Annotated in this window: 15 protein-coding genes; 6 read left to right on the plus strand and 9 right to left on the minus strand. The window is 58.2% G+C overall.

Annotation, left to right across the window (positions count from 1 at the left end):
• The first annotated feature begins 128 nt into the window (after positions 1 to 128).
• The 3 genes from ACA373_RS07875 to ACA373_RS07885 are packed head-to-tail and all read left to right on the plus strand — an operon-like array spanning position 129 to position 842.
• A complete protein-coding gene (locus ACA373_RS07875; RefSeq protein WP_253459947.1) occupies positions 129 to 350 on the plus strand; it encodes a type II toxin-antitoxin system RelE/ParE family toxin in 222 nt (73 codons plus the stop codon).
• Entirely contained in the window at positions 280 to 507 is a 228-nt protein-coding gene (locus tag ACA373_RS07880; protein WP_253459943.1) for a hypothetical protein, read from the plus strand. Before ACA373_RS07875 ends, ACA373_RS07880 begins: the two co-directional genes overlap by 71 nt.
• Positions 504 to 842: a DNA-binding transcriptional regulator gene (locus ACA373_RS07885; protein ID WP_253459939.1), complete on the plus strand. Its 339-nt coding sequence runs from the start codon at positions 504 to 506 to the stop codon at positions 840 to 842. The genes ACA373_RS07880 and ACA373_RS07885 overlap by 4 nt, the downstream gene beginning before the upstream one ends.
• Before the next feature lie 106 nt (positions 843 to 948).
• Here the strand turns inward: ACA373_RS07885 and ACA373_RS07890 are convergent, their stop codons facing one another.
• The 5 genes from ACA373_RS07890 to ACA373_RS07910 all read right to left on the minus strand — a co-directional run bounded on the left by ACA373_RS07890 (position 949) and on the right by ACA373_RS07910 (position 5,845).
• Positions 949 to 1,737, minus strand: a complete 789-nt coding sequence (locus ACA373_RS07890; protein ID WP_253461271.1) for an ABC transporter ATP-binding protein — start codon at positions 1,735 to 1,737, stop codon at positions 949 to 951.
• Entirely contained in the window at positions 1,734 to 2,816 is a 1,083-nt protein-coding gene (locus ACA373_RS07895; RefSeq protein WP_253459936.1) for an iron ABC transporter permease, read from the minus strand. The genes ACA373_RS07890 and ACA373_RS07895 overlap by 4 nt, the downstream gene beginning before the upstream one ends.
• 164 nt (positions 2,817 to 2,980) lie before the next feature.
• On the minus strand, positions 2,981 to 4,447 hold the full coding sequence (locus ACA373_RS07900) for an amino acid permease (protein WP_125288184.1): 1,467 nt from the start codon (positions 4,445 to 4,447) through the stop codon (positions 2,981 to 2,983).
• Between the two features lie 150 nt (positions 4,448 to 4,597).
• Complete coding sequence (yieE, locus tag ACA373_RS07905; RefSeq protein ID WP_253459933.1) at positions 4,598 to 5,464, minus strand: DNA-binding transcriptional regulator YeiE; 867 nt, start codon at positions 5,462 to 5,464, stop codon at positions 4,598 to 4,600.
• 9 nt (positions 5,465 to 5,473) lie between these two features.
• Positions 5,474 to 5,845, minus strand: a complete 372-nt coding sequence (locus ACA373_RS07910) for a YkvA family protein (protein ID WP_253459930.1) — start codon at positions 5,843 to 5,845, stop codon at positions 5,474 to 5,476.
• 105 nt (positions 5,846 to 5,950) lie between these two features.
• Between ACA373_RS07910 and ACA373_RS07915 the strand changes: the two genes are divergently transcribed.
• On the plus strand, positions 5,951 to 6,991 hold the full coding sequence (locus ACA373_RS07915) for a YeiH family protein (protein WP_253459927.1): 1,041 nt from the start codon (positions 5,951 to 5,953) through the stop codon (positions 6,989 to 6,991).
• Between the two features lie 60 nt (positions 6,992 to 7,051).
• Positions 7,052 to 7,894 carry a deoxyribonuclease IV gene (gene nfo, locus ACA373_RS07920; protein ID WP_301251142.1) on the plus strand — a complete coding sequence of 281 codons (843 nt, stop codon included), beginning with the start codon at positions 7,052 to 7,054 and terminating at the stop codon, positions 7,892 to 7,894.
• A 55-nt stretch (positions 7,895 to 7,949) separates the two neighbouring features.
• Here nfo and fruA read toward each other — a convergent pair whose 3' ends face one another.
• The 4 genes from fruA to ACA373_RS07940 form a co-directional block, all read right to left on the minus strand.
• On the minus strand, positions 7,950 to 9,656 hold the full coding sequence (gene fruA, locus ACA373_RS07925; protein ID WP_253459921.1) for a PTS fructose transporter subunit IIBC: 1,707 nt from the start codon (positions 9,654 to 9,656) through the stop codon (positions 7,950 to 7,952).
• Positions 9,657 to 9,672: 16 nt separating this feature from the next.
• Positions 9,673 to 10,611 (minus strand): 1-phosphofructokinase, encoded by a 939-nt coding sequence (gene fruK, locus ACA373_RS07930; protein ID WP_253459920.1) that lies wholly within the window; start codon positions 10,609 to 10,611, stop codon positions 9,673 to 9,675.
• A complete protein-coding gene (gene fruB, locus ACA373_RS07935; RefSeq protein WP_370734303.1) occupies positions 10,608 to 11,741 on the minus strand; it encodes a fused PTS fructose transporter subunit IIA/HPr protein in 1,134 nt (377 codons plus the stop codon). The genes fruK and fruB overlap by 4 nt, the downstream gene beginning before the upstream one ends.
• 251 nt (positions 11,742 to 11,992) lie before the next feature.
• Positions 11,993 to 12,250 carry a YkgJ family cysteine cluster protein gene (locus tag ACA373_RS07940; protein WP_125288192.1) on the minus strand — a complete coding sequence of 86 codons (258 nt, stop codon included), beginning with the start codon at positions 12,248 to 12,250 and terminating at the stop codon, positions 11,993 to 11,995.
• Between the two features lie 159 nt (positions 12,251 to 12,409).
• Between ACA373_RS07940 and yeiP the strand changes: the two genes are divergently transcribed.
• Entirely contained in the window at positions 12,410 to 12,985 is a 576-nt protein-coding gene (gene yeiP, locus ACA373_RS07945) for an elongation factor P-like protein YeiP (RefSeq protein WP_370734304.1), read from the plus strand.
• Positions 12,986 to 13,078: the final 93 nt, after the last annotated feature.

The raw sequence follows: 13,078 nt of genomic DNA on the forward strand, positions 1-13,078 counted from the left end.
TTGCGCTCCCCTCAGGATCCGCCCTGCAATAGCAATACATCCTCCTGTCGGCATGGCCATAACCACTTGTAGTGAAGCCGTAATGGTTATTATAATAATGGTTACTATATGGAGCGGAGGCCAGGGAAATGGCGATTTATATCCATAAGCGCCTGGACAAGATGTTTGCAAAAGCTGGCATTGCAGATACCGACCTTTGTCTGGCCGCAAGGGAGATTGAGTGCGGCAACTATGAGGCAGATTTGGGCGGGGGCGTTAAAAAAAAGCGGATTGCTTTGAATGCAGGCAAACGCGGCGGCGCCCGCACAGTGGTATTTTTTAAAAAAGATAACAATCTGTTTTTTTTATGATGGCTGGCTGAAAGACGGTTCGAAAAAAGCGGCAAAAGAGATTGGCGAGGATGAGCTGGAGATTTATAAGAAGCTCGCCAGAGCTTATTTTAAAGCGGATAAAAACATGCTGGATCGACTGAAAGCAAGCGGGACGTTCAGAGAGGTAAAACAATGAAAACGAAACCGGCCGAGTTACATGAGATGCTTGACGATGCTAAAGAGCTACAGGCGCTGGGGCTAATGAGCAATAACGATGTGCAGGAAATCGCTGCCCGCGTCAGCCTGCGTGAGTTTCGTCAACGTATTGCCGCAGTCCGCACCATGTCCGCCAGCGAAATCAAAGCCGTTCGCGCCCGCTGGGGACTGACCCAGGCCACGCTGGCCTATACGTTGGGCATGACGGTAGACAGCGTTTCCAAATGGGAGCGTGGCGAGATTACCCCAAGCGGCCCGGTTCTGCGCATACTGAACACGCTGGCGGTAAAAGGCCCCGATGTTTTCGCTATCTGAGCACAAACGCAGGGTAAAAATCTGAGCGTCAGGGAATTAACAATGATGCGCCAGACAGAGAGGGAAGCAATGCACAAGAGAGCCGGCAAGAAACCGACTCGTCCATTCAGGAAACCGGCTCGCTGACCAGGCCATCAATCAGCACCTGCGGCGTCCCCTGCGAGCAGCGCTCAATACGGCCCCGCACGCCGTATACCTTCGCCAGGCTTTCTGGTGTAATCACCTCTTCCGGCAGACCGTCAGCAATCAGGCCGCCGTTTTGCAGCATCAGCACGTGCTGACCGTGACGCAGAGCGATATTGATATCGTGCACCACGACTACGGTAACGATATTCCGCTTGCTGGTTTCCCGGCGCACTAAATCCATGACGTGGAACTGATAGTTAAGATCCAGCGCGCTTAGCGGCTCGTCCAGCAGCAGCAGCTCCGGGCGACGGATCAGCGACTGCGCCAGGCCAACCAGCTGCTTCTGGCCGCCGGAAAGCTGATCGAGGTAGCTCAGCGCCAGATGCGCGATGCCCAGCCTTTCCAGCAGCGCCATCACTTCCGCCTCGCTCGTCGCGCTACCGCGTGCGCCGGAAGCGCGCTGGGCGACAATAATGGATTCAAGCACGTGCAGATGCACGCCAGCGGGCAGCGACTGCGGCAGGTACACCACTTTTTCCGCCCGGCGGGCAAACGGCTGGCTCAGCAGCTCCGTGCCGTTCAGCCACAGCTCGCCCTGCGCCTGATTCAGTCCGGCAATCGAGCGCAGCAGCGTGGATTTTCCGCAGCCGTTCGGCCCCAGCAGCACGGTGATTTTGCCTCGCGGCAGCAGCGGCACGTTCAGGTTGCTGATAATCTTGCGTTTAGGATAACCGGCGTGAAAGCCTTTAATAGCTAAACCGTCCATCAGACGCTCCCCCGATGACGCAGAATAATGCTCAGGAAGAACGGCACGCCGACCAGAGAAGTGACGATGCCGACCGGGATAATCACGCCGGGCACCAGGTTTTTCGACACCACCGACGCCATTGACAGCACCAGCGCGCCGGTCAGCGCGCTGGCTGGCAGGTAAAAACGGTGATCCTCGCCAAAGATCAGGCGAGCGATATGCGGCGCCACCAGGCCGATAAACCCGATTGGGCCGACAAAAGCCACCGCCAGCGCGGAAAGCACGCTGATGCGCAGCAGCGTGCCCAGACGCAGGCGGCGCACGTCAATACCAAAACTGACGGCGCGATCTTCGCCCAGGCGCAGCGCGGTGAGCTTCCAGGCACTCATCATGGAGAACGGCAGAACCAGCAGCAGCGCCAGCGTCAGCACGCCCAGTTTCTCCCAGGAGGCGCGCGCCAGGCTGCCCATCGTCCAGAACACCAGGCCCTGCAACGTATCTTCGCTGGCGATAAACTGCATCATGGATACCAGCGCGTTAAAGGTAAACACCAGCGCGATGCCGAACAGCACCACGCCGGAAGTCGCCACGCGCGTCCAGCGGGTAACGCCGTCCAGCATCAGCGCGGCCAGCAGCGCAAAAATAAAGGCGTTAGCTGAGATAAACCACTGATCCGGGATACCGGGCAAACCGATGCCCAGCACGATAGCCAGCGCGGCGCCAAAGGCGGCGGCGGAAGAGACGCCCAGCGTAAACGGACTGGCCAGCGGGTTATTCAGGATAGTCTGCATTTCCGCACCGGCCAGCCCCAGCGCCAGCCCGACCACCACTGCCATCAGCGCGTAAGGTAAACGAATATCCCAGACGATAACGCGCGAACCGGCATCCACGCTCTGCGGCGACAGCAGCGTTTGCCACAGCGTTTCCAGCGACAGGCCCGACGGGCCTAAAGTAAAGTCGAACAGCAGCGAAGCGAGGATAGCCAACACCAGCACGCCCATAAAAAACAGGCGGCGGCGCAGCAGATGATGATAACGATCCATCGCGCCTTCGTGCTGTTGGACGCTGGCGTAGCGGTCGGTGTTGTGGGTCACGCTCATGGTTTCTACCTGTCATGGAGTTCGCACCAGGCCGGCTGCAAACCCTGAAAATTAGCAAAGCGGAAAACGTACGGCGCTAACAATAAAGGAAATGATAATAGTTATCAATCCTATATGTAACAGAGTATGTCAAAGAAAAAGGCGCGGAAACCGCGCCTTCACCCTTATTTAAATTTGGGGAACTGCATTTCGCTGTATTTCACAAAGCGCGTGCGCTTCGTCAGCTTGTAGCCGAACCAGATAATCAGGAACAGCGGGATGCCGATATAGGTTGCCGCCGCGCCGTACCAGTCAATGCGATCCGCCAGGAACGCCTGGTAGTTTTGCCCCAGGGTGATGATCAGGCAGAGCACGAAAGCGAAGATCGGCCCCAGCGGGAAGAACTTAGAGCGGTACGGCAGATCGTTGATATCGTAGCCCTGCGAGACAAAGCCGCGACGGAAACGGTAATGGCTGATGGCTATCCCCAGCCAGGCGATAAAACCGGTCATGCCGGAAGTATTCAGCAGCCAGAGATAGACCGTCTGGTTGCCGAACATTGAGGTCAGGAAACAGAGCGCGGCAACCACGGTGGTGGCATACAGCGCATTGCGCGGCACGCCGCCTTTTGACAGCTTGCCAAACATACGCGGCGCTTTGCCTTCGCGCGCCAGCGTAAACAGCATACGGGTCGACGCATACATCCCGGAGTTGCCCGCTGACAGGATAGCGGTGAGGATCACGGCATTCATGATCGCCGCCGCTGAAAGCAGCCCGGCATGTTTAAACACCAGCGTGAACGGGCTGACGCTGATGTCTTTCACATCGTTACGCAGCAGGCTTGGGTCGGTGTAAGGGATAATCAGGCTGATCACCAGGATCGCCAGGATATAAAACAGCAGGATGCGCCAGAAGACCTGACGAACCGAGCGCGGAATATTTTTGGCCGGATCTTCCGATTCGCCTGCGGCGATACCAATCAGTTCCGTTCCCTGGAAGGAGAAGCCGGCAATCATCGCCACGCCGATCATGGCGGAAAAGCCGCCGGAGAAAGGCGCATCGCCGATCTGCCAGTTACCCCAGCCCGCGACCGGCTGGTCGCCGCGCAGAATGCCGAGGATCATCATCACGCCCACTACGATAAAAATCACTACCGTGACCACTTTGATCAGGGAGAACCAGTATTCTGCCTCACCAAAGCCCTTTACCGAGATGTAGTTGAGCAGGAAGATAACGCTCAGAAAGAGTACGCTCCAGATCCAGCCGGGCGTATCCGGGAACCAGTAGGTCATCACCAGCTGCGCGGCAACCAGTTCAATCGCCACGGTCACGGCCCAGTTGTACCAGTAGTTCCAGCCCAGCGCAAAGCCGAAGCCTTCTTCAACGAAGTTGGAGCCGTAGGTAGAAAAGGAGCCGGATACCGGCATAAAGGCGGCCAGTTCGCCGAGGCTGGTCATCAGGAAATAGACCATCAGGCCGATCAGGGCATAGGAAAGCAGTGCGCCGCCTGGGCCTGCCTGGGAGATAGTCGCGCCGGAAGCGACAAACAGGCCGGTGCCTATGGAACCGCCGATGGCGATCATCGTCAAATGACGCGCCTTTAGTTTGCGCTGTAATTCAGGCTGTTGTGTTGTTTTTGTGTCATGATCCATTGGTAAATGCTGTGCTCTGGCTAAAATGAGGCGCGATTGTAACAAACTCCTTCGTCAGAAGAAGTCATTCCGCGACGTTATAAGATAGCTTCATGATCTGCGGCGAATTATTAGCGCCTGATTAAGCCCCGTTTTTCTGACTGCTCCGCTTTATTCCGCGCAGTAGCTTAGAAAACGCAGCAGCGCCTTCGAGAGATGCTTCTGCCGATGATGAATACGGTACAGCGTGCGTTTGAGTTTGGGCAGCGGGATCGGCACTTCTTTTAACGTGCCTGCCGCCAGCTGTTCCGCAATAACCCGCCGCGACAGACAGCTGATGCCCATCCCGTGGCGCACGGCATGCTTGATTGCCTCTGAGTTGCCCAGCTCCAGCGCCAGGCTAAACTGCGGCAGATGCGAAAGCAGCAGATAATCGACGATTTCGCGCGTGCCGGAGCCGTGTTCGCGCAGGATCCACGACGCGGCCGCCAGGCTTTCCAGCGTCACCGGCTGACGCAGAATAGCCGCGTCGGCGGCGGCAAAAACCACCAGCTCATCTTCCAGCCAGGGTTCGCCAACCAGCTCGCTGACGTGGCACGGCCCTTCGATAAAGCCCACATCGACGCGAAAATCAGCCACGGCGTTAATCACATCCTGGCTGTTGCCCACGCTCAGCTCCAGCGGCAGCTCGGGAAAGTCGCGCCGCCAGCCGGCAATCATGCCCGGCAACAGATAGTTACCAATGGTGCTGCTGGCGTAGACCCGCAACGCGCCGTTATCTTCGCGAAACAGCTGTTCGATTTCAGTGGTTTGCTCCAGCAGCGCCACCGCCCGTGGATAAAGCAGGCGGCCGTGCTCGTTAACCACCAGCCGTTTTCCAACCCTGTCGAACAGCTGAACGCCCAGCTGATTTTCCAGATCCGCCAGCGCCGCGCTGACCGCCGACTGCGACAGCGACAGCACCTGCGAGGCCTGAGTTGTCGAGCCGCTTTTCAGCACCTCAGCAAAGACCTCAAGCTGCCTTAATGTGATATGCATTGTTCTTCCTTACTGACTCCATGTCTTCACCAGCCAGATAATCATCGCCAGCCATACCAGCAGCACTATCGCCAGCCAGCCGCCAAGCTTCTTTTTCCTGTGGGCCTGCCGGGCGGTTCGCTGTTGGCTGGCGGCCCTGACCTCCGCCGGCAGCAGGCGCAGCAGCAGCATCATGCCCGACGGCACGATAATAGCGTCGTCCAGTAGCCCAACAAAGGGAATAACGTCGGGAATAAAATCAACGGGGCTTAGCGCATAAACCGCCAGCAGCACGGCCATGCCCTTTTGCCACAGTGGCGTACGCGGATCGCGGCAGGCATACCACAGCGTGACGCCATCTTTTCTGATTACGCTTACCCATCTTGTTAATCGCCTGAACATCCCCGCCCTCTCATATCACTTATTCTGGTTAATTATAAATATATAATCAATTTCTCTTTTAAGCCAGCCTGCGCCATGCTGCGTCTGTCTACTAAGGAGGCTGATATGGCTGAACTGGCATTTCCTTCTTCTCGTCCGCTGCGCTATGGCGCAGGCCTCGGGCTGGCAATGCTGCTGGCCGCTGCTGCCCTTCAGGCTGGCAACCTGCCCGTGCTGAAAACGGCCGGGCTGGGCACCTTAACGCTGGCGATGCTGTTGGGGATCGTAGCAGGCAATACGGTTTATGGCCGCCTGGCTGCGCGCTGCGGCACAGGCGTACACTTTGCCAAACAGCAGCTGCTGCGGCTTGGCATCATGCTGTACGGTTTTCGGCTGACCTTTCAGCAACTTGCCGATATCGGCTTAAGCGGCGTGCTGACCGATCTGCTGCTGCTGACCTCCACTTTTCTGCTGGCCTGCTGGCTGGGCCGTCGCGTGTTGCATCTGGATCGCGATACCGCCTGGCTGATTGGGGCGGGCAGCAGCATTTGCGGCGCGGCGGCGATTATGGCGACGGAGCCGGTAATTAAAGCGGAGCCGCAAAAAGTGGCGGTAGCGGTGGCTACCGTGGTGCTGTTCGGCACGCTCGGCATCTTTCTTTATCCACTGCTATGGCATGAGCTGGCCGCTCTGCTGCCGGGCCTGACGCCGACGCAATGGGGGATCTTTACCGGCTCTACGCTGCATGAAGTGGCACAGGTAGTGGCGGCCGGGCACGCCGTGAGCGCGGAAACGGAGAACGCGGCGGTCATTACTAAAATGCTGCGCGTGATGATGCTGGCGCCCTTCCTGCTGCTGCTCAGCCGTTTCGTGCGTGCCGACGACAGCGGCGGCGGCGAAGTAAGCTTTCCCTGGTTCGCGCTGGGTTTTATCGGCGTGGCGCTGTTTAACTCGCTGCATCTGCTGCCGCCGTCGCTGGTTAGCGGCCTGAACGAGCTGGACAATTTTTTACTGGCCGTGGCGATGGCGGCGCTGGGATTAACCACGCAGTTCAGCCTGTTGAAAAAGGCGGGACTAAGGCCTTTACTGCTGGGCCTGCTGTTATTCGTCTGGCTGCTGCTGGGCGGCGGCGCGATAAACCTGGCTATCCAGCATTTGCTGGCATAAATCCGCGCCGTTTCCGGTTATCATGGCCCGCTTTACAGTAAAACCAACAGGAGAGCAGGCATGAAATATATCGGCGCCCACGTCAGCGCATCCGGCGGCGTGGATCAGGCGGTGCTTCGCGCCCATGAAATCGAGGCGACGGCCTTTGCGCTTTTCACTAAAAATCAGCGTCAGTGGCGCGCGGCCCCGCTGAGCAAAGAGGTGATTGCCGCTTTCCGCAACGCCTGCGAAAAATATCACTACAGCGCCGCCCAGATCCTGCCGCACGACAGCTTTTTAATTAACCTGGGCCATCCACAGGAAGAGGCGCTGGAGAAGTCCCGCCTCGCCTTTATCGACGAACTACAGCGCTGCGAGCAGCTGGGCCTGACGCTGTTGAACTTCCATCCCGGCAGCCATTTGCAGCAGATTGACGAGGACGCCTGCCTGAAGCGCATCGCCGAATCGGTTAACGTCGCGCTGGATAAAACCCAGGGCGTCACCGCCGTGATTGAAAATACCGCCGGTCAGGGCAGCAATCTGGGCTTCCGCTTTGAGCACCTGGCAGCCATTATCGACGGCGTAGAGGATAAGTCGCGCATCGGCGTCTGTATTGACACCTGCCACGCCTTTGCGGGCGGTTACGATCTGCGTACTGAAGAAGATTGCGTGAAAACCTTTGAGGAGTTTGGTCGCGTGGTGGGCTTTGAGTATCTGCGCGGGATGCATCTTAACGATGCCAAAAGCGCGTTTGCCAGCCGCGTTGACCGTCATCACAGCCTGGGCGAAGGCAATATCGGCAAAACGGTGTTCAGCTGGCTGATGAAGGACGCTCGCTTCGACGGTATTCCGCTGATCCTGGAAACCGTCAATCCTGATATCTGGAAAGATGAAATCGCCTGGCTTAAGTCTCAGCAGGTCTGATCTATAGACGTAAAAAAAGCGCGGTTGCCCGCGCTTTTTACTGTGGCCACCTGGATCAGGCTTTAGCCATTTCCGCTTCCGGGCGCTTCAGCACCGCGTAAGAGAGTCCGGCAACCAGCGTGCCGACGATAATCGCTATCAGATAGCCCAGCACCGGCGTAATAGCGCCAGGGATCAGCAGCACAAACAGCCCGCCGTGCGGCGCCATCAGCTTCGCGCCTACCCACATAGAGATAGCGCCGGTCAGCGCGCCGCCAACGATACAGCATGGCAGAACGCGCATCGGGTCACGCGCCGCAAACGGAATAGCGCCTTCGGAAATAAAGCACAGGCCCAGCACCAGCGCCGCTTTACCGCCTTCCTGCTGGCCTTTGTTGAATTTCCGGCGCGCCACCAGCGTAGCGACACCCATCGCCAACGGAGGCACCATGCCGCCCGCCATAATGGCCGCCATCGGCGCATAGGTTTGCGAACTGAGCAGGCCGACGCCAAACGCATAGGCCACTTTGTTCACCGGGCCGCCCATATCGGTACACATCATGCCGCCCAGTACCGCACCCAGCAGAACCGCGTTACCCGTGCCCATATTGCTCAGCCAGTGGGTCAGCCCCGCCATAATCTGGGCAACCGGGCCGCCAACCACATAAATCATCAGCAGGCCGGTGATCAGACTGGCGACCAGCGGAATAATCAGGATCGGTTTTAACGCCTCCATACTCTGCGGAAGCTTAAGCTTAGCGCTGATAAACTTCGCGGCGTAACCGGCAATAAAACCGGCAATAATGCCGCCAAGGAAACCGGCGTTGATGGTGCTGGCCAGCCAGCCGCCAATCAGGCCAGGCGTCAGGCCAGGACGATCGGCAATCGAGAAGGCGATAAAGCCCGCCAGCACCGGCACCATCAGTTTGAAGGCGCTGCCGCCGCCGATTTCCATCAGCGCCGCCGCCAGCGTGCCCTGCTCTTTAAACGCGGTAATGCCGAAGGCGAAAGAGAGCGCGATGCTCAGGCCGCCTGCCACCACCATCGGCAGCATATAGGAAACGCCGGTCAGCAGATGACGATAGGCGCCTGCGCCCTCTTTTTTCTCGCCCTGCGCCGCTGGCTGGCCGCCGCCCTGCGGCTGATAAGGTTTGGCCTGCGCCAGCGCCTTATCAAACTCCTGTGCGGTTTTCTTCAGCGCCAGGCCGGTCGAGGTGCGATACATCGGCTTACCGGCAAACTTAGCCAGATCGACTTCAATATCCGCCGCCACGATAACCAGGTCAGCCTGGGCCACTTCTTCCGGCGTAATGGCATTGCCCGCGCCTACGGAGCCGCGCGTTTCGACTTTCACCCACCAGCCGCGTTTTTTCGCTTCGGCGTCAATGGCTTCGGCCGCCATAAAGGTGTGCGCCACGCCGGTTGGACAGGCGGTAATGGCGACGATGCGTTTTGGCCCACTGGCAACCGCGTCGGCCGTGTTCACCGCGGCAGGTTTAGCTACGGCGGCAGGCGCCTGCCAGGCTTTCGCCTCGGTTTGCGCGCGGGCCAGCTCTGCTTCCGGCTGGCGCAGCAGCTGCTCCGCCGTGGTCTGATAAACGGTTTTACCCGTCAGGTCGATGTTGGCGGGCAGCGTGTCGCCCACCAGGATCACCTGGTCCGCTTCGGCCAAATTTTCCGTTAGCGTCAGCCCTTTTGCGGCCGCGCTCGCTCTGGTGATATTTTTTGCCAGATGACCGGTAGCCAGTCCCAGCGAAGGATCAAGTATCAGCAGCGTTTTCATTATGCCTCTCCTGCTGTCAGTTAAAAGGTTTCAGGTCGACGCGCGCCATCATCGCGGCCAACTGGGTACGATCGCTTACGCCCACATTGCTCTGGCTTACGGCCAGGGCTGCTACGGCGGTAGCCAGGCGTAGGGTATGCTCGCTGGATTCGCGCATCAGCAGGCCGTAAATCAGCCCGCCCACCATCGAATCCCCGGCCCCCACGGTACTCACCACTTCACAGGCCGGCGGTTTGGCGATCCATTCGCCTGAAGCGTTAACCCACAGCGCGCCTTCTGCGCCCAGCGAAATCACCACGTGGGCGATCCCCTGTTCACGCAGCGCATGCGCCGCCTCAATCACATCCTGCAGGGTCGGCAGCTTGCGCCCGGCCCAGATTTCCAGCTCGCGACGGTTTGGCTTAACCAGCCAGGGCGCGGCTTTCAGGCCCGCCACCAGCGCTTCGCGGCTGCTGTCGAAAATAATGCACGGGCAGTGCGTGCGCAGCGCGATCATCCACTCCGTAAAGGCATCGGGATTGACGCCTGCGGGCAGGCTGCCGCTGACGCAGACCATATCGAACTGGCCCAGCCACGTCAGAGAATCCGTGGTGAAGCGCTCCCAGTCCTGCGGGGTGACGTCAAAGCCGGAAAAGTTAAGATCGGTGACCTCGCCATCTTTTTCAGTCAGCTTAACGTTGATGCGGGTACGGCCTTCGACCACCTGAAAACGGTTAGCAATGCCCAGATCGCTAAACAGATGCTGAAAGCCATCCTGATTCTCTTTGCCCAGGAAGCCGCCAACGGTGACATCGATGCCCAAATCTTTCAGCACTTTGGCGACGTTGATGCCTTTCCCGGCGGCGTGCAGGCCGGTGGTTTTCACCAGGTTGACTTCGCCGCGCTCGATTTCCGGCGTATAGCCCACCAGATCGTAAGCGGGGTTCAGCGTGATGGTTGCTACGCGTCTGCTCATGCCGCCCCCTCGCCTAAACCAGCGCTGATAGCCTCGCCGATCGCATCCAGCGCCGCGCGGGCATCTTCGCCGCTGGCGGTGAAGCGCAGGCGGTGGCCTTTTTTCACGCCCAGCGCCACTACTTTCATCAGGCTGCGGCCGTTAGCCGGCTTGCCGCTGCCGTCAAGGTTGGTCACCGTGACGTCGCAGTTGAATTTTTTAATGACGCTGACCAGCGCCGTGCCCGGACGGGCATGCAGGCCGTGCTCGTTGCGGATAGTAAACTCTTCCGTCAGCGTATCGGCCTGTTCGGAGACTTCGCTGGTCAGCAGCGCCAGGATCCCTGCGGCATCGGCGCTCAGCAGGCGATCCGCTTTTTGCTTAATCAGCAGATCGCTTAGATAGTTCAGCACGTTCAGCGGCTGCTCGTCGGCTACGGCAACCGTCACCAGCAGCGCGGCTTTTTCGCCGTCTACTTCAAAGGGTGTCGCGCTGCGGCTTACGGCGACGGCGCTGCCCAGGTTGCCTTCGGTGCTGTCGCTCAGCCAGACGCCCTGCCCTAAATTCAGCGGACGCGAAGCGATAACGCGGCTGACAAAGCTCGCATCAACCGCGCCGGCCTGCTGTAGGCGACCGGCGTTCAGCGCCTGGAGCGTCATCAGATCGGAGGCCGCCACGTCAACTGTGATCAGCGAGGTGTCGAATTTAAATTCCGTTCCCTGCTTTTCCCCCATCAGCAAACCGCGCAGCGTTTCTGCGGAGTCCGTGGTTTTCAGCTGTTCAGCCACGCTGTCATCGCTCAGCACGTGCGTCAGCTGACGCAGCAGCGCCAGATGCTCGTCCGATTTAGCGGCGATGCCGATCACCACATAGGCGGTCTGGTCTTCGCCCCAGGCGATGCCCTGCGGAAACTGATAAACCTGCACGCCGGTTTTCAACACCAGATCGCGCGTGTCGGTCGTGCCATGGGGAATAGCGATGCCGTTACCCAGATAGGTCGAGGTTTGCTGCTCGCGGGCCAGCATACCGTTAACATATCCTTCACCCACGTTGCCGGCTGAGGTTAAAGCGGCTGCCACCTGTCGGATGGCCTCTTCTTTATCTCCGGCCCTGGCACCGGGATGGATTGCATTCAGTTCAAGCTGGAACATAGTTCTCCTCACTGCTTCATTGAATCGTTTCAGCTGGCGGACGGAAAAATAAGCTTTCAGGCCGCTAACTGCCTGTGCAGACGACGCTGAAACGTTTCAATGATTTTGGCCCCGTTCCTGCGTTTATGGCAAGTTTTACTGCCAACGGCATAGCAGATTTTTGAAGCGACGCACACTTCGACTTTTCTTTTTGGGAAAAAGGTCTCATCGGCCGATGGATGGCTGATGCCTTACTTTTAGCCAACAGGCAATTAACACCAGGCGGTCTGTTTTTCCAGATCCAGTAGCCAGACCATCGCCTCTTCCCGACTGTTACGGCACATTTCAGCATCGGGTTTCAGGCTGCCGCAGACCGACGGCCGCAGCGGCGAGGTAAAGATTTTGCAGCGCTGCTGTTCATCCAGCTGAACGCAGGGCGTGTTGGCCGGTTTGCCGTCGGGCATTCCGGGGATCGGTGTGGAAATAGACGGCGCGGTACAGCAGGCGCCGCAGGAAGCTCGACATTGCATTGGTTATCCCCTTTAAGAGACGCGACAATAGCAGGCGCGCAGTGGGAATACTATGGTCGCCATCCCCGCTTTTCTTCCTCGTTCAGCACTTGCCTGAAGCCGTCAGCAAGAGTAATTTGTCGCGAACATTTTCATTGCCCCTTTCATCGAGATAACACAATGCCAAGAGCAAACGAAATCAAAAAAGGCATGGCCGTCAGCCATAACGGTAAGCTGCTGTTAGTCAAAGATATTGATGTCCAAAGCCCCAGCGCGCGCGGGGCTTCTACCCTTTATAAAATGCGTTTTACCGATATTCGTACCGGCATGAAAGTCGAGGAGCGCTTCAAGGGTGACGACATCCTGGAAGCGATCTCGCTGAGCCGTCGTCAGGTTACCTTCTCTTACGTAGACGGTGACGAATACGTCTTTATGGATGACGAGGACTACACGCCTTACGTCTTCAAAAAAGATCAGATCGAAGAAGAGCTGCTGTTTATCCCGGAAGGCGGCATTCCGGGCATTCAGGTGCTGACGATGGACGGGCAAATTTTGGCGCTTGAGCTGCCGCAAACGCTGGATATGGAAATTATCGAAACCACGCCGGGCATTAAAGGCGCTTCCGCCAGCGCGCGTACCAAGCCTGCCACCATGAGCACCGGCCTGGTGATCCAGGTGCCGGAATACCTCAGCAGCGGCGAGCGCATCCGCATCCATATTGCCGAACGCCGCTATATGGGCCGCGCAGACTCATAAAAAGGTATTCGCGCCTGCCCTTATGGGCCACGCAGAATAACAATAACGGCAAGCGCGCCAGTTCTCATAGGCCGCGCAGACTAATAAAACGGC

It is taken from the genome of Erwinia sp. STN24 (assembly GCF_041320675.1).
Classification (GTDB): domain Bacteria; phylum Pseudomonadota; class Gammaproteobacteria; order Enterobacterales; family Enterobacteriaceae; genus Erwinia; species Erwinia aeris.